This window comes from Comamonas sp. NyZ500, assembly GCF_016772095.1.
Lineage (GTDB): Bacteria > Pseudomonadota > Gammaproteobacteria > Burkholderiales > Burkholderiaceae_C > Comamonas > Comamonas thiooxydans.
In genome coordinates this window covers 43,872-58,622 of the sequence record NZ_JAEIJE010000018.1, presented here as the reverse complement: position 1 = coordinate 58,622, position 14,751 = coordinate 43,872, and the positions used below count along the sequence as shown (strand labels likewise).

At 56.8% G+C, this 14,751-nt stretch carries 22 protein-coding genes and 1 other RNA gene; 9 read left to right on the top strand and 14 right to left on the bottom strand.

Annotation, left to right across the window (positions count from 1 at the left end; all coding sequences use genetic code 11):
- The first annotated feature begins 56 nt into the window (after positions 1–56).
- From ubiG to ssrA, 3 genes are all read left to right on the top strand, one after another.
- Complete coding sequence (gene ubiG, locus JAO85_RS21105) at positions 57–770, top strand: bifunctional 2-polyprenyl-6-hydroxyphenol methylase/3-demethylubiquinol 3-O-methyltransferase UbiG (RefSeq protein WP_003067659.1); 714 nt, start codon at positions 57–59, stop codon at positions 768–770.
- A 5-nt stretch (positions 771–775) separates the two neighbouring features.
- Positions 776–1,435, top strand: a complete 660-nt coding sequence (locus tag JAO85_RS21100; RefSeq protein WP_003067658.1) for an HAD-IA family hydrolase — start codon at positions 776–778, stop codon at positions 1,433–1,435.
- Between the two features lie 18 nt (positions 1,436–1,453).
- Positions 1,454–1,830: a transfer-messenger RNA gene (gene ssrA, locus JAO85_RS21095) on the top strand.
- A gap of 112 nt (positions 1,831–1,942) precedes the next feature.
- Here the strand turns inward: ssrA and JAO85_RS21090 are convergent.
- From JAO85_RS21090 to JAO85_RS25820, 6 genes are all read right to left on the bottom strand, one after another.
- Positions 1,943–3,127: a site-specific integrase gene (locus tag JAO85_RS21090; protein ID WP_202788969.1), complete on the bottom strand. Its 1,185-nt coding sequence runs from the start codon at positions 3,125–3,127 to the stop codon at positions 1,943–1,945.
- Entirely contained in the window at positions 3,085–3,339 is a 255-nt protein-coding gene (locus JAO85_RS21085; RefSeq protein WP_081007826.1) for an excisionase, read from the bottom strand. The genes JAO85_RS21090 and JAO85_RS21085 overlap by 43 nt, the downstream gene beginning before the upstream one ends.
- Positions 3,336–3,584 carry a hypothetical protein gene (locus tag JAO85_RS21080; RefSeq protein ID WP_054075791.1) on the bottom strand — a complete coding sequence of 83 codons (249 nt, stop codon included), beginning with the start codon at positions 3,582–3,584 and terminating at the stop codon, positions 3,336–3,338. Before JAO85_RS21080 ends, JAO85_RS21085 begins: the two co-directional genes overlap by 4 nt.
- Before the next feature lie 101 nt (positions 3,585–3,685).
- Positions 3,686–3,919, bottom strand: coding sequence for a hypothetical protein (locus JAO85_RS21075; protein ID WP_202788968.1), 234 nt, complete (start codon positions 3,917–3,919; stop codon positions 3,686–3,688).
- Positions 3,891–4,889 (bottom strand): hypothetical protein, encoded by a 999-nt coding sequence (locus JAO85_RS21070; protein ID WP_202788967.1) that lies wholly within the window; start codon positions 4,887–4,889, stop codon positions 3,891–3,893. The genes JAO85_RS21075 and JAO85_RS21070 overlap by 29 nt, the downstream gene beginning before the upstream one ends.
- A gap of 52 nt (positions 4,890–4,941) precedes the next feature.
- The gene (locus tag JAO85_RS25820) at positions 4,942–5,400 is read right to left on the bottom strand and encodes a DNA cytosine methyltransferase (protein ID WP_370552217.1); all 459 of its coding nucleotides are present in this window, start codon (positions 5,398–5,400) and stop codon (positions 4,942–4,944) included.
- Here JAO85_RS25820 and JAO85_RS25675 point away from each other — a divergent pair.
- Both JAO85_RS25675 and JAO85_RS21060 read left to right on the top strand, forming a co-directional pair.
- A complete protein-coding gene (locus tag JAO85_RS25675) occupies positions 5,395–5,715 on the top strand; it encodes a hypothetical protein (RefSeq protein WP_229228271.1) in 321 nt (106 codons plus the stop codon). The genes JAO85_RS25820 and JAO85_RS25675 overlap by 6 nt on opposite strands.
- A gap of 36 nt (positions 5,716–5,751) precedes the next feature.
- Positions 5,752–6,297, top strand: a complete 546-nt coding sequence (locus JAO85_RS21060; RefSeq protein ID WP_229228273.1) for a lipocalin family protein — start codon at positions 5,752–5,754, stop codon at positions 6,295–6,297.
- Positions 6,298–6,870: 573 nt separating this feature from the next.
- On the opposite strand, the gene JAO85_RS21055 is transcribed toward JAO85_RS21060, so the two are convergent.
- Complete coding sequence (locus tag JAO85_RS21055) at positions 6,871–7,053, bottom strand: hypothetical protein (RefSeq protein WP_087865197.1); 183 nt, start codon at positions 7,051–7,053, stop codon at positions 6,871–6,873.
- Between the two features lie 655 nt (positions 7,054–7,708).
- On the opposite strand from JAO85_RS21055, the gene infA reads away from it, so the two are divergent.
- Positions 7,709–7,981, top strand: coding sequence for a translation initiation factor IF-1 (infA, locus tag JAO85_RS21050; protein WP_034361186.1), 273 nt, complete (start codon positions 7,709–7,711; stop codon positions 7,979–7,981).
- Between the two features lie 61 nt (positions 7,982–8,042).
- The gene (locus tag JAO85_RS21045) at positions 8,043–8,294 is read left to right on the top strand and encodes an RNA-binding protein (protein ID WP_034383899.1); all 252 of its coding nucleotides are present in this window, start codon (positions 8,043–8,045) and stop codon (positions 8,292–8,294) included.
- A gap of 105 nt (positions 8,295–8,399) precedes the next feature.
- Here JAO85_RS21045 and JAO85_RS21040 read toward each other — a convergent pair whose 3' ends face one another.
- The 6 genes from JAO85_RS21040 to JAO85_RS21015 form a co-directional block, all read right to left on the bottom strand.
- On the bottom strand, positions 8,400–9,602 hold the full coding sequence (locus tag JAO85_RS21040) for a diguanylate cyclase (protein ID WP_087865198.1): 1,203 nt from the start codon (positions 9,600–9,602) through the stop codon (positions 8,400–8,402).
- A 235-nt stretch (positions 9,603–9,837) separates the two neighbouring features.
- Positions 9,838–10,236 (bottom strand): hypothetical protein, encoded by a 399-nt coding sequence (locus tag JAO85_RS21035; protein ID WP_087865199.1) that lies wholly within the window; start codon positions 10,234–10,236, stop codon positions 9,838–9,840.
- A gap of 336 nt (positions 10,237–10,572) precedes the next feature.
- Entirely contained in the window at positions 10,573–11,544 is a 972-nt protein-coding gene (locus tag JAO85_RS21030; RefSeq protein ID WP_202788966.1) for a recombination-associated protein RdgC, read from the bottom strand.
- A gap of 97 nt (positions 11,545–11,641) precedes the next feature.
- On the bottom strand, positions 11,642–12,037 hold the full coding sequence (locus tag JAO85_RS21025; RefSeq protein WP_012837705.1) for a BLUF domain-containing protein: 396 nt from the start codon (positions 12,035–12,037) through the stop codon (positions 11,642–11,644).
- A 78-nt stretch (positions 12,038–12,115) separates the two neighbouring features.
- Entirely contained in the window at positions 12,116–12,313 is a 198-nt protein-coding gene (locus JAO85_RS21020) for a hypothetical protein (protein WP_202788965.1), read from the bottom strand.
- 47 nt (positions 12,314–12,360) lie between these two features.
- The gene (locus tag JAO85_RS21015) at positions 12,361–12,498 is read right to left on the bottom strand and encodes a hypothetical protein (RefSeq protein ID WP_202788964.1); all 138 of its coding nucleotides are present in this window, start codon (positions 12,496–12,498) and stop codon (positions 12,361–12,363) included.
- Positions 12,499–12,920: 422 nt separating this feature from the next.
- On the opposite strand from JAO85_RS21015, the gene JAO85_RS21010 reads away from it, so the two are divergent.
- Both JAO85_RS21010 and JAO85_RS21005 read left to right on the top strand, forming a co-directional pair.
- Positions 12,921–13,724, top strand: a complete 804-nt coding sequence (locus JAO85_RS21010; protein ID WP_202788963.1) for an SGNH/GDSL hydrolase family protein — start codon at positions 12,921–12,923, stop codon at positions 13,722–13,724.
- A 165-nt stretch (positions 13,725–13,889) separates the two neighbouring features.
- Positions 13,890–14,156, top strand: coding sequence for a hypothetical protein (locus tag JAO85_RS21005; RefSeq protein WP_202788962.1), 267 nt, complete (start codon positions 13,890–13,892; stop codon positions 14,154–14,156).
- A gap of 29 nt (positions 14,157–14,185) precedes the next feature.
- Here the strand turns inward: JAO85_RS21005 and JAO85_RS21000 are convergent, their stop codons facing one another.
- Entirely contained in the window at positions 14,186–14,494 is a 309-nt protein-coding gene (locus JAO85_RS21000) for a hypothetical protein (protein ID WP_063665131.1), read from the bottom strand.
- Positions 14,495–14,751: the final 257 nt, after the last annotated feature.

The window sequence follows — 14,751 nt, the reverse complement described above, 5'->3', positions numbered from 1 at the left end:
GGCAACGGGGCTTTTTTTATGCCTGATCCATTGCGGTAATCGCGGACAATTGCATCATGAGCAACACTATCAATGCCGACCCGGCAGAACTGGAAAAATTCTCCAGCCTGGCCCATCGCTGGTGGGATCCCGAGAGTGAATTCAAGCCACTGCATCAGATCAATCCCCTGAGACTGGACTGGATCAACGCCCAGGCCCCATTGGCGAACCAGAGGGTGCTGGATGTGGGCTGTGGCGGTGGCATTCTTGCAGACTCCATGGCGCGCAAAGGGGCCAAGGTGGTGGGTATCGATCTGGCAACCAAGGCTTTGCGCGTCGCGCAGCTGCATGCTCTGGAGGCGGGAACGCCCAATATTCAATACCATGAGGTCAGCGTCGAGCAACTGGCGCAGGAGCAGCCGGCCAGTTTTGATGTGGTGACCTGCATGGAAATGCTGGAGCATGTGCCCGATCCTGCGTCCATCGTGCGGGCATGTGCCCAGCTGGTCAAGCCTGGTGGCTGGGTGTTTTTTTCCACCATCAATCGCAATGCCAAGGCTTTTGCGCTGGCGATCGTGGCTGCCGAATACATGCTCAAGATGATTCCCAAAGGGACTCATGAGTACGCCAAGTTGCTGCGCCCAAGCGAGTTGGCTCGCTTTGCGCGCGAAGCCGGCCTGGATGTGCAAGGCAGCAAAGGCATGGAGCACAACCCGATCTCGGGCCGCTATTGGCTCAGCAACGACACCTCGGTCAATTACATGCTGGCGACACGCCGCCCTCAGGAGTGACAGCCATGTGGAAGCACGTTAGAGCCGTTCTTTTCGATCTCGATGGCACTTTGATCGACAGCGCTCCTGATCTGGGAGCTGCAGCAGACAAGATGCGTGTGGATCGCGGCATGCCCTCGCTGCCGCTCCATGCCTACCGCCATATGGCCGGGGCTGGGGCTCGTGGAATGCTGGGTATTGCGTTCGGCATGACACCTGAGTCTGCAGGCTTTGCGGAAATGCGCGAGGAGTTCTTTCGCAATTACGAGCAATGCATGACCGAGCGCACCTATGCTTTTGACGGCGTGCCCGAGTTGATCCGGGCATTGGAAGCCGGCCCGTTGTTGTGGGGGGTGGTGACCAACAAGTCCATGCGTTTCACTGACCCTTTGACACGGCAAATGCCCTTGTTTGCTCAGGCTGCGGCCGTGGTGAGCGGGGACACGACGCCGCATTCCAAGCCTCACCCCGAGCCTCTGTTTGAAGCCGCACGACGCATGCAGATTGCTCCCGAACATTGCATCTATGTCGGAGATGACGAGCGCGATATCCAGGCGGGTGCAGCAGCGGGTATGAAAACCGTAGCTGCACGCTATGGCTACCTGGGTGCGACAGCAGATACGGTTCACTGGGGGGCTGATGCACATATCAATTCACCGCTTGAGCTGTTGAAGTTGCTGGGATGAGGCTAGAATAGGCACTAAGGGGCTGTCCTGGTTTCGACGTGGGTTCGGGACCGGTGCGGTGCATGTCGAGCTTGAGTGACGCTCGTAAATCTCCATTCAAAAAACTAACTGCAAACGACGAACGTTTCGCACTCGCCGCTTAATCCGGTGAGCCTTGCAACAGCACGCTAGTGGGCTGGGCAAGGGGGTAGCAATACCTCCCGGCTGCAAGGGAATTTACATTAGCTGGCTGGATACCGGGCTTCTTGGTATTTGGCGAGATTTTAGGAAGCTGGCTACCCAAGCAGCGTGTGCCTGCGGGGTTTGGGTGGCGAGATTTAAAACAGAGCACTAAACATGTAGATCTGTCCGGCGAAGGCTTACGGACGCGGGTTCAATTCCCGCCAGCTCCACCATTCAAGACACCGCCACACACTGGAAAGCCTAGTGTGTGGCGGTTTTTCTTTGCCTTCTGGTGTGCTGTGGTGTCCACCAAATCGCACCGATTTCGCACCGAAATCGCACCGATCATTTTTCTTTCACAATGCGAAATTCAGGCTTGGGCTTCTGGTAGTCGTCCCTGATGAATTTGCCGTAGGTGCGGAAAACCATCTCCACGTCCTCATGCCCTAACTGGCTGGCCACGTACCATGGATTTGCTCCGGCCGTCAGCAAGGCCGAGGCATAGGTGTGGCGGACCTGATAGGGATTCCGATACTCCACCTCGGCGCGTTTGCAGACCGGCTGCCAGAGCGTCTTGCGGATCTGGGCGTCGGTGCTCCATGGCTCGCCCGTGCGAGGGTTGAGCCAGATGCGCTCGCCCTTGAGCTCGGAAATAGGGCGCTGGGCGTACAGCGCCGCGAGCGCCTCGGCGGATAGCTCCACATCTCGGATGCCGGCGGCTGTCTTGGGCCCTTTGATCACGCCTGCGACCTGATTGAGCTCTATCCGGGCAACGGACCGCTCCCAATCGATGTGGCTCCACTGCAACGCTTGCAGCTCGCCTGGGCGCAGGCCCGTCTCAAACCAAAACTGGAGCATGGGCCTTTCGTCGGGGCGGCAGGCCTTGAGGATGGTCTCGCGCTCAGCCGCGCTGAACGGCGTCACCACATAGTCGCTGGCCTTTGCTGTTTGCCGAATGAGCTTGGATAGAGCGATGCGCTCGAAGGGATTGAAGTCGATCAGCTCATCATTGAGCGCATCCTCAAACAAGCTGCGCAGCGGGGTGAGCATGTTCCGTATGGCCTTGCTGGTGCAGTCCATTTCTGAAACCCAGTCACGCAGCAGACTGGGCAGTACTTCGCCCACCCGCAGCCCATGCCAACGGCGCATGCGCTCGCCTGTGATGGCCTTGGCGTAGCCGTTGTAGGTGGATGGGGACATTTGCCCGTTCTTGACCTGGCGGGCATAGGTGTCCAGTTGCTTTTGCAGCAGCGTTTCCATGAGTGGGTTGCTTTGTGACGGCGATGCGGCCTTTGGGCTGTCCGGGAAGTAATCGGCATAGGAGAAGCCGCCTTCGGCAATCTTGCGGCGGATTTCGTCGCGCAATGAGGCCGCGCGCTGAATGCTGCTCTTGTTGATTGCACAGGCTGGCAGCAGCTCGCGGCACTCCTGGCCCTCCCAGGTGAAGGCAACTTGCAGCCTGTCGCCTGAGACGAGATGGCGAATCTTTACGCCGGGCGGTGTTGCTTGGGTAGATGGTCTTTTATCCATTGATCGGCTGCTTTGATGTTGACGTAGAGGCGGCGGTGAACGACTGCGACCTGGGCTCCCTCGCGCCAGGTGCCAGCCTTCTTGCGTTGTTTGACTGTCTCTCGTGTCACCCCGGTGAGTTCCTCAAACTTGGAGGCCAGGACCCACTCGGGTGCGTTGACGGTCTCATCATTGGCGGCAGGGTTTGCAGCTTGTGTATCTGAATGTTTCATTGATCAAGGCTCAGTTCAGGGGGGTTGTGGAGGGGCTGGACGGCGGCTCGATATGAGCGCGAGGCCTGCGGTCGTGCGTGGGCATCAAAGGCCTGGAGGTAGGTTTCCCAGAGCTGCTGACCATGGGTACAGCGCGCCTGCTTGCCACCGGAAAGGCCGGCAGCGCAGCAGGTAGGGCAGTTGAAGTGGTGGGCGATGTAGGCCTTGTCTTCTGGCAGGTCCACGGTGCTGGCGCTGGTTGCCATGAGGTCTCCCAAAAGCAAAACCCCGCATCAGCGGGGCTCTGGGTGGTTGATCGGTTCGCGCCATCTGTCGCGCTTGTCGCCTCGGTCGCGGGCTCGGCGGCTCATGCTTTTCCCTTGTATGCGGCCAAGGCCTTCTGCAGCTCAGCGTGGTCGCCGTTGTCGCGGATGTTGGCGCGAATGTCCTTGGGGGTCATCCAGAGCCATTCGCCACCTGCTTCAACTCGCGCTGCTGGTGCTCCACGCAACCAGCGTTGGTCGTTGAACTCGATGAGTTTCCACGCGATAGGGTCGCGCCCACGGGCAGCGTCAATCAGTGGGTTGTCTGGGGTGCTCATGCTTGGCCTTTCTGCGCCTGGGTACTGCGTGAGCTACTGCAAGCTCTGCAGCATCATGGCGTGCATCGCGGTGCCCTATCTTGTATTGCAGTCGCTCGTTTATGCCGAGGTGCTCAAGTTTTGCCTTGTTCACCGGGATATTCATGATTGCTGCGTGCAGGTCTGTCTGCGCTCCCTCTGCGGGGTGCGCTGGTGCTGCAGCATTAGCTGCCTGGGCCAGCAGGGCGCGCACTTGCTGCTCTGTGTAGAGCGGGGTGGTGAATAGACCCGCTGCTGTCTTGCGTGCAGGGATGTATCGGCCGCCGTTCTTGTCTTCAGGATCACAATGCCGCTCAAGCTGGCCGCCGCTGACATGTAGCGCGGGCTCAGGCAGCACCACTGGCGCGGCTGTTGCAGGCGCTGCCGACAGAATCTCCTGAATGACTGCTGACCGGGTGGCGGTGCGCTGCAGCTCATACTGGGCTCGGTAGTTCCATCCCCACAGGTAGAAGCCATAGAAGTTGGAGGAGTCTCCTGCTGTCCAGCCATTAGTGCCAACCTCTTCGCGAACCTTGTTCCAGGCCCATTCACGGGCTCGATCTTCCGTCATGAAGGTGCAGGGGGCCGACCCCGCCACAGCGGCAGGCGCGGCTGCAGAGGTGGCGGCAAGCGCGTCAGCCACGCGCAGGTGCTCAATGTGAGCAGCTTTCTCATTGCTGAACCCATACCACTTGTTGCCGTGCTCGCTGTAGATGCGTTCCAGCCGTGCTGCTTCTGCGCGCAGCAGCTTTTCAGCGTCGCGCACTGCATCAGGTACTGCCACGGCTGCAGGCGCTTTGATCGGTTGTGCGCTCTCGGCGCTCTCCATGCTCTGCCTGGTGGGATGGCCGTGCTCGCCATCAATGAGCTGCCCATGAAGCCACGATTTACCGCGGGGCGCGATGTTGAGTTCCGTTGGAATGGGGGTGTGGCTGGAGGTCTTGTCTTGCATATAGGTGGCTCCCAGAATGAGAAAAGCCCGCGGCGGCGGGCTGGGGTGTTGGTCAATAGAGGCTGCGTATCGCTTCAGCAGCAGCCCAGGGGTCTATGGCGTTTCCGTAGGCATGCACTGCGCCCACTCTGGAGGAAAGCCCATCATCCACCGGGCGAGTTCTGCCGGCACTGGTGATGAAAACGTTTCCGGGAGGGGCTGACCGCGGGTCGCAAAACGGCGCGGGTGGTTCGGGTCGCCCGGGGCGCGGAAGTCCCTGGCCACAACGGTCGGCAACAATCCACACTCGCCGGCGTAGATGAGGCGCACCAACATCCGCAGACGATCGTTCGGGTCTGCGCACTCGGTAGCCAAGCTGTCCCAGACGGCAGGTGATCTCGGCAAGCCACGGGCTGATGCCTGGGACGTTCTCGAAGCAGATGCCCTGGGGTTGGCGCGCTTCGATGAGGTCGAGCCATGTGTGAGCCAGTCCGCTTCGTGCACCTGAGAGTCCAGCTCTTCCCCCATGAATGGCTGCGGCGACGCTGTTGTCCTGGCATGGAGGACTCCCGGTCCAGATGCCTGGCGCGCTGGCGATGCGCGCGATTCGCAGGGCGAGGGGCCATCCACCGAGACCGGCGAAGAAATGGCATTGCCCATATCCGGCAAGATCATCTGCTCGAACATCCTCGATGCTCCTTTCGTCAACGTCGCCTGGCGCTATGTGTCCGGCGGCAATAAGGTTGCGCAGCCACTGGGCCACGAACGGGTTTATTTCGTTGTAGTACGCCGGCTTCATGGCTCCAGAAAGCAAAAAGCCCGCTCATCAAGGCGGGCTGGTTGGTAGATGGTTGAATGAGGCTTTCAACCTCAGGAAACAACAATGCGTTTTTCGAGAAGCTCTCTAATTCGTACTGCTGCGTTGACCGTGGTTGCAGCGGGAGTTGCTGCGCTGTATGGCTGCGCTGTCTCGGTGCCTAAAGGCATACAGCCTGTGGCTGGCTTTGATGCCAAGCGCTACATGGGAACTTGGTACGAACTGGCCCGCATAGAGCACAGTTTTGAAAAAGGTTTGACCCAGGTCTCTGCGCAGTACAGCCTCAACGATGATGGCACAGTGGCCGTGGTCAATCGAGGCTATGACGCATCGAAGAAGGAATGGCGTCAAGCCAACGGCAAGGCGCGATTCTTGAGCGATCCCTGCGTCGCGGCGCTCAAGGTGTCTTTCTTCGGTCCGTTCTACGGCGGCTACAACGTGGTGAGTCTGGATGACCAGTACCAGACGTCTCTGGTGATTGGTAACAGCCTCGACTATTTCTGGTTGCTTTCCCGAAGCAAGAGCATCCCTGAGCAGCAATTTAGGCGATTGCTGGAGAAGGCTCAATCGCTGGGTGTGGACCTGAGCCAAGTCCAGGTTGTTCCTCAGTAGGGGGACAAGTTTCCGCTCCCGCGAATGAGAAAAGCTCGCGGCGGCGGGCTTGATGGTCGGAAAGGTTCGCCAGCGATCGCGTGGACTTACTTCGGTGGCTGGGGCAATCACGGTAGGATGGACCTCTTTTTGGGGAGGAGTGGTTATGGAGCGAACAATTCAGGGTCTGCAGGTGTTCTCATCGGCTTCGCTGACAGGAATCGATTCGATGTATGCGGCCAGAGTAGGGGTCTGCGCTCAGGGTGGAGAGACTCACTACTTTCAAGTCGGGGAAGCCGAGACGGAGTTGCACGCTGAGCAACTCGCTGCGGAATACATCTTGCTGATGAAGGAGCTACCAGCCGATTGGTTAGATCAGTGTCTTGCGTCTCCAAATCCCGAGTAAGGCGGCTATTGGTCTTAAAGGCCCGCTCAGTGGCGAGCCGGAAAGATAGGACGGCAGGGGCTGAAGTCATGAGGCAGCGGCGCGCTGCAGCTTCCGCAGCACTTGTCTGGATTGGTATTGCTCATCTCGCTGCACTTCATAAAAAAGCCCGCACGAGGGCGGGCAATGGCAATTGGGTAGAGGGACCTCTAGGTCTTGGTTCGGCCGCGATAGTCGAGGTCGGTGGCGGAGTAGTTCTCGCGCTTGCGCCAGTCCATTTGTACGGGGCCGGCATGGTCGGCGGGATAGGTGATGCGTTCTTTCTCCCGACTGAGCTCCCATCGCTTGGCCTCCACGGTATGGTGAACAGCCGACTTTGTAGTTTTACTCATTTCTAAGACCCTCAGTAAATTTCCGAACAGTTGATCCCACGGTACAGCGTTACTGTGTACAGGTCTATCGATTTCTTGCTCGAAAGAGCAGGGGGAGAGATCTGGCTCAAGCACCACTCCCTTGTCGGCGCTGCATGTTGTAAACCAAAGGTCTTTCACTTCACCTATACTGGTTCCACTCGCTGTTTAGGCCGTTCGCCCCAACAGTGCCTGTCTGACACCATTGCCGCCCCTTGGCCGCAGGTAGCCGCTCTTCTCGCAAAGCACGCGGTGGTCACTCCCCTCTAGGCGAACTCCCCCAGATCCTGAACATCCTTATGGATCTGCGTTGCCCCCTGCATTCAGAGCGGGCCTTCCCTATCTCATTTGACGGTCTGCGCAATCGTGCGTGCGGCCGTCCGTTTCATGCTGCACAAAAACATTACAGAGCAGATTGGCCGCTATGCGGTCACGCCTCTGACTCAGCCGAGCTCCAGCGGCCAATTTCTGGCTGCCGTTTCCATTCGCCGCGGTGCATATGACCGCGTCATTCGATTTGTTCCCCAGTTTTCTAACGAGTCGCTTGCCTCTAGCTATGCCCTGACTGAAGGGCGAAACATGGTGTTGAACCAAAGGCTGAATTGAGCGGCTGAATCCTTCACTCACAGGAGACACTTTGGCTAAAGAAGAACTAATCGAGATGTTGGGCCGAGTTGACGAAGTACTGCCAGATGCGCGATTTCGCGTGACTCTGGAAAACGGCCATCAGCTCATTGCTTACAGCGGCGGAAAGATGCGCAAGCATCGTATTCGTGTGCTGGCTGGTGACAAAGTGACCGTCGAAATGTCGCCCTACGACCTGAACAAAGGGCGTGTGACCTTTCGCCATCTTCCTCCTCGTACTGGTGCTGCTACTGGGGCCAAACCTGCCTTCAAGCGCCGCCGCTGACCCTTATCAATCTTGTAACCGCTCATCGCTGACATGCGTGAGCAATCTTTGAAAGAACACAATGCAATCCAATCTCTACGTTACCAATCTCGGCTATTCCATCGACAGCGAAGCCCTGCGCACACATTTCGGCAGCTGCGGTGATGTGGTCGCTGCAGACGTCATCATTGATCGTGACACCGGCCGTTCGCGCGGTTTCGGCTTCGTTGAAATGGGCACTCAAGAGCAGGCCCAGAAAGCGATCGAAACACTAAATGACCAGCCGCTTGGTGGTCGCGCACTGGGAGTGGCCTTGGCCCGTCCACGCAAATAATCTTCTTCGATCTGTAAGAAGGGCTCACGCCAAAAGCGTGAGCTTTTTTCTTTTCCGCTTGCTCCTTGGAGTGCTGGCTGGGGACTTGCGAGCTGCATCTAGTTTCTACGCGGCAGGCCTGTTCCACTGCTGATGAGCTTCTATAGATATGTCTGGATAGGAAACTCCCGATACATGAACCCGATCACGCCCAGCATTCTTGGCTTGGTAAAGGAGTCGATCAGCTTCCTTCATGGCTTGCTCAAACTGGAAAGACCTGGTGATCAATGAAATTCCGAAGCTCATGGTCAATTTGGGGCCAGTTGGAAGAACGGTATTTCTTGACCCGAGATCACGCTGGATTCGCTGCGCAATGAGTTCTGCATCTTCCAGCGTTATGTCGGCCAATAGCAGCACAAACTCTTCGCCACCGAACCGAGCAACCAGGTCGTGCTCTCGCACATTGTTTTGCAGAGTTGAGGCCACCAGCTGCAGCACCATATCGCCACGCTCGTGCCCCCAGGTATCGTTGATGCGTTTGAAATGGTCTATGTCGCAGGCCAGCACTGCCATGGGATAGCGTCTCATGTCGGCGAGACGCTTCTGGGCATGTTCATGAAAAGACCGGCGATTCAGAATCTGCGTTAACGCATCAATGTCTCGTTCCTTGCGCAGCTTGCCGACTGTTTCCTTCACGGCAATCGCGGCCATCACCACGGTGAAGAGCAGCGAGAAATTCAGAATGCTCAGTAGCGTCAGCATCCAATAGGGTGACCTTGGCAGGGCTCGCAGATCCGTGTATCCCAGCAGCCAGATCAAGGCGGGTCGAGTGAAGGTGTAGGCGGTGAAGAGGATGCTGAGCCAGAGCAGCGATTTATCGAGCCAGTCAAATGAGTTTTTCTTCGAGTGGACCTGCAGGATGGGGAGCAGTAAAACAAGGCTGGAACCCACGCTGAAAGAGCTCACCCGAGCCCAGGCATTTGGTTCGATCTGGCTGAATTGATGGAGCGCAGCCAAGGTGACTATGGCAATGAGCAATGCAACTTGTGGTTGGGTTGATACACGCCAGCGTTCTGCCCAGCTTCTGGCAAGACACCATGCACCCAGCAGATAACAGCTGCCGATCAGTAGTGCGTAGCGATTGAGCTCTTCGAGAGGGAGCAGGCTTTGCGCTCCAAGAGGTAGAGCTGTGAGCGAATAGGCGCAAGCTTGCCAAAGCAGAAAGCGCTGGGATCGTTGGACAAGCCAGGCAACGATCAGTATGGCTGCCAGAACCAGTATCGCCAGCGACGGCATCAGAACCCAAATGAGGTGGTTATTCGCGAACATCTGACCAGAGCCCCCTCGATCAAAGGTCGGAACGGTTTAGCGTTGCCTGTTCCTCGATTGAAAAGCGATAGCCTGTGGCTGCTATTGATACATCTTGATTTGGAACGACACAAGTCATTGCAATGCCCAATGCCTGATCTATGTCAGCCGGAATCGAATTTGGAGAAGTAGATGCGGTCGGTACTCATTTTCAAAAGTAAATAGAGCCCATTACTGTGCTGTCTTCGGAGGAATGTCAGGAAACGACTTTCTTTACCTCTTGCAGCTGTACTTCAAGCCAGCCAGTCTTGATGGCCATCGCCTGGCACTGCAGGGCAGCTTCTTGAAGGATGTAGGGCTTGCTGCGAATTGCAGTGCGCTTGGCAGTGCGAAGCCATGCTGTCTCATCGAAGGGCTCCGGCAGTTTCCCCCCGGCCTTTTGGGCCATCTGGCAAAGCCGCTCGTGCGCCTGCTTCGCCTCATCCAGCATTCCGGGCTTGATACCAGAGACGCGCCAACCCTTGTGCACGGACACAGGATCCGCCTTGGCAGCCAGACGGCGCTGGCGCTCGAGCTCCATTCCTTGAGCTCGCATGGCGGCCATGCGGGAATCGGTGATGGGGTCGCCGTTGTGATTCACGAAAGTCAGACTCATGGAGGCCTCCAAAGAAAAAGCCCACTCTTTGGCGGGCGTATGGTTATTAGAAAAAATCAATCCTAAGCCAGTAAACAGTTGGTTACATTCAGCGCTTTGCTTTGTTCACCTGAGTACGGACCGGGTATGGCACTTGATGATCGAACGCGCAGATTGCTTGAGGAGTGGGAGGTCAAGCACGGTCTGTCAGTCATCCAAAAGAGGCTTGATATGGGCTTGTTTGAGTTCGACCGTGAAAAGCAAAAGAATTGCTATTTATGGCTTAAGGCACGACAAGTCACTCTCTGGACATCTATTGCTGGCCGACTTGTTTTAGGAAGTGCCGCAGTGGCTGCGTTAGTCGTTGCTTTCACACCTGCGCTGAAGTGATGCGTGGCCGCTGGCGCTGGCAGCCTGTGTGGTGGACAGGTCACCCAGGCCGGTGCGGCCTTCGCCGTCAAGGGCTTCGATCAGGTCGGGAATCAAGCGCGAGAGCTCGCCGGTGGCAATGGCCACATCGGTATCGAAGCCGCCATCGTCCTGGCTGTTGCCATCCATGACCGCATCCAGCAGCGCGATGTTCTTGATCTGAAGGCCTTCGGTCAGCACAAAGCTCACACGGTCGTCCCAGGTCATCGCCAGTTTGGTGGGCAGCTTGCCGTGCTCGATGTGCTGGCGGACCTCATCAATATCCAGCGGGTGGCGAGCGTAGCGCACCACGGCCTTTGATTCGTCCGCGGCTTTCAGCTCCGTCTCGCGGTCGGCGGTGAAGCCGGCGGGCAGCTCCTGCGTCATCAGCCAATGCGCCATGGCGGCCTGTGAGCTGGTCTGGGTGTCCAGCAGGGCCAGCGCGAAGCCGGGCAGGCCTTCGACCAGCAGCGTGACCACCTCATCGGCGCGGCCCTGGGCGCTGGTATCGAGCACCAGGGTGCCCGCCTGCGGGTCGATCCAGACCCACATGCTGCCCTGCTTGGTGAAGGCCATGGGCAGCAGGTCCAGCTTGGCTTCATCCTTGAGGTCGCGCTTTTCCTTCTTGCCAGGCTTTCGGCCCTCGGTTTTTTCGATGTGCTCGGCCTTTTCGTTGACCTTGCGATTGAGCACGCTGGCCGGCAGCATCTTGGACTCGCTCATGAAGCGCATCACCCATTGGCCGGCCACGCTTTCCGCCAAAGGGCCATGCGGCTCGCCGCGCGGCGGAACCCAGCCCACGGAGCGCTCCTGGGTCGCGCCGCACTCCTCAAACACCGTCTTTTGCAGCGCATCTTCGAGCTGCTGCAGATCGCCCAGCCAGCTCTCGGCAATGCGGTAAATGATCATGCTCTTGAACATCGGGTCTCCAGAAATAGAAAAAGCCCGCGGTTGCGGGCTTTTGAGAGATTCAGATTTTTACTGCGCTCAGGCAGTAAATGGATAGGTTGTCGTTCCGCTATGCGGCGTCCAACTGGGGCAGTAGTTTCTGCAGGCTGCTTAATGCTGCGTCCCCTTGCGCGGTCAACATGCTTGCGAGAGGCTCGGCGTCATCATCGGTGACATATGCCATTGCCCATTGAGCGAAGAGGCGCTGTGTGATGTCTTGGGCTTGATGAAGAGGGGTGAAGTTGGTGTGTCTGGTGTCCAGGGCGATTTTGTTCGCAAGCGCAATCACATATTCCTGCGGACCTTCGATGTACTGAACGAAGCGTTGACCGTCAAATATTAGAACTCCAGTGATGTCGTGTGCCTGGTTAAAGGCACGGGAAAACTTGGCGATCTCAGCCACACAACCAATATCGACATCGGCAGCAATTTCGCTGTGATAAATAAAACTCCCGAGCAATATCAATGCTACCTCCCTCTATTACTGGGTTCAGTATAGGTGCAGCCTGTTACTTGCTGGTTAGCATTAAGCCCTATAGGTGACTCACGGCATTTCTTTGAGGCACTGCACCGTTTTGTCATCTAGCCATTCGGCATGCATTCCCGGGCAAGCGAACTCGTCGCGCAGGCTTTGGGTGATGGATTGGGGTTCATCGGCTTGGGCATCAGGCGCGGACAGCCATGCTACGAGAAGCAGAGCGCCGACGATGACCAGCACGGAATCAACAATCGTCTTCAGCATGAGGATCTCCTCTTCAAAAATCTTGTTCAGCTATCCGAGCTGAATGCTCAGAGGGGCCAGGCTTCTGGCGTGAGTGCGATCACCACAGCCGCGCCGACCAGGCAGAAGAGGCCGAAGCCGGTGAGCGCCCATTGCGCCGCGAGCAGCAGCTTTGTGGTGTGGGCAGGGGATGGAGTCGAATGCATGAAATCTCCTGAGGGCAAAGAAAAAGCCCGCGAGCGGTTGCTGCGGGCTTGAATAGAGCGCCGATGACTTTTTGGGTCATGCCTGGGAAAGGTTGGGGGGCCAGGCTCGGCAAAAACTGGTGAATTGCGTTGAATTCTGCATGACGCATAAAGGTCAAACAAGACGAGTTCGGCTTACACCAAAAGGGGTAGCAGCTCTGGCTTGTATGACCGAGCCAGCTATGGGTACTCATCAGCGCGATGAGTGGTTGCGCTTTGCATGGATCGGTCATCAGCAAAAGAAAATGCCCGCGAGCGATTGCTGCGGCTTCAAGGGTTGCATTGCCACTACCAGTCAATGCATAGGTGGATGTGAGCCTTTGCTCTAATTGACGCTACAGATCGAAACACATAGCCTGATTGCTCCACTTTTAGGAGACGGCATGGCGCATAACGATGTGGTCTATTGGTCTATGCAAGAGCTGCAGGAGTCTGTTCCGAGTAATGCTCAAGTTCTGGCATTTGGAGACTCTTGGTTCCACTATCCAATGTTGGGGGGATCGTTGATCAACAACATCGGGGATTTGGTCAAGCCAACAGGGCGGAAGATCCTGGTCACCGGCAAAAATGGTGTCGAAATTCGAAAGTTTGCGGAAGGGTACTGGCAGCAGCGTTTTCGAAGTGTGATTCGCTTTTACGGGCAAACATGCGACGCCATATTGCTGAGCGGCGGTGGTAATGACTTCGCTGGGTTTGATGATCTCCGACCCCTTCTCAAAGGCGATTGCTCGAGTGCAACCACGGCAGAGGAGTGTTTTAGGGACGGAGACGGGGAGGACACCATCATCAGGCTTCAGCAACAAGTACGTGCAGCCTATGCTCAGCTAATCACTGAAGCATCGCTCACCATCCCTGGTTCAGCGAAGTTTTTCGCACACAACTATGACTACGCGCCAGTTACAGGCAAGGGCTTTATGGGAGGCGAGGCCTGGATTCGCCCGGCACTAGAGGATGCCCGGGTGCCCAAGAAACTCCACAATGCCTGCGTCAAACTGATCATCGATGGTCACTCGAATACCTTGGCGCAGTTGCAGAGTTCATTGCCTGGCCGCTTCGTGTTTATTGATAGTCGAAACACTCTTGGTCCTAAAGACTGGGCCAACGAACTGCATCCCACTGGCAAAGGCTTTGACAAGGTCGTCAAAGCCGCTTGGGTGAGCCCGCTAAAACTGGCTGGCTTGATTTAAGTGACCGGTACCAAAAACGCACAGCTACCTGTAGATGGGTGGTTGTGCTCAGATAAAGAGCCGGTGACCTTTCGGGTCATGCCTGGGTAAGAAGGATTGGAGGGAAGAGGGCGGCTCCCAGGCCCGGCTGGAAATTAGAATGGGTCAACAGACTGGAGGTGCTATATGACCCAGGAGGAATCTGGCGCATTCGCTGCGCTGTCGATGATCTTGACGGCAGTAGTCAAGGCGCTTCCACCCGAGACAGCACATCAGGTGGCGAGAGAGCTGCGCGCTGCACAGCTAGATGCCAAGCATCAGGATGGACCTGATAGGACGGATCCCGAATTCAGGCTTGGCCGCGATCACTTGGTGAATGCGTATCGCGAGCTTCTCAACAACGTGGCTGAGGGCAACGTCTACCTTGTCGGTGGTGGAAAGAAATCAACTTGACTTGCCACCTGGCGTGTTCGCTGTCGCATCTAGCGGCACGAGACATTGCGCCAAGTGAATTTGCCGTCGCTGAAGAACTCAGTCCATACCGACATGATGGGCGCCTGGCGGTACGAGAACGTAATCTGGTTAGGGATCTTTGGCCCTAGTGCAGCTAACTGGCCGTTCTTGTCGAAGACTTTGACGATGTAAAGCGTGACGCCTCCGTCCTCGTCGGTGTTCAGGACTACGCGGTAGTCTTTGGTGAAGAGATCCCAGTCAAAATGTTTCGTCACATATGTATGCATGCGTACATAGGCGCGGTTTGCGTGCTTGGCAGCAGGATTAACTTTCTTCATGAGGACACTCCCTACATCTCAGAGACTGGCCGCAGAACCTGCGAGCTGACGTATCTTTGTGAGTCCGTCTTGTTGTAACTGGCAGATGTAAGCAGGTATGTAGGCGCTTACAGATTGAGCGATTGGATACCTTTGATTCAACTTGTGATATCTGTGGAGCCTCAAACGGTGCACCCTCCCTTCGCGGTTGTCATCTTTCTTTGATGAGGTTGCCAAGCTAAATGGTGCGTGACTGCGTGTCTCAAAAAGAAAAGCCC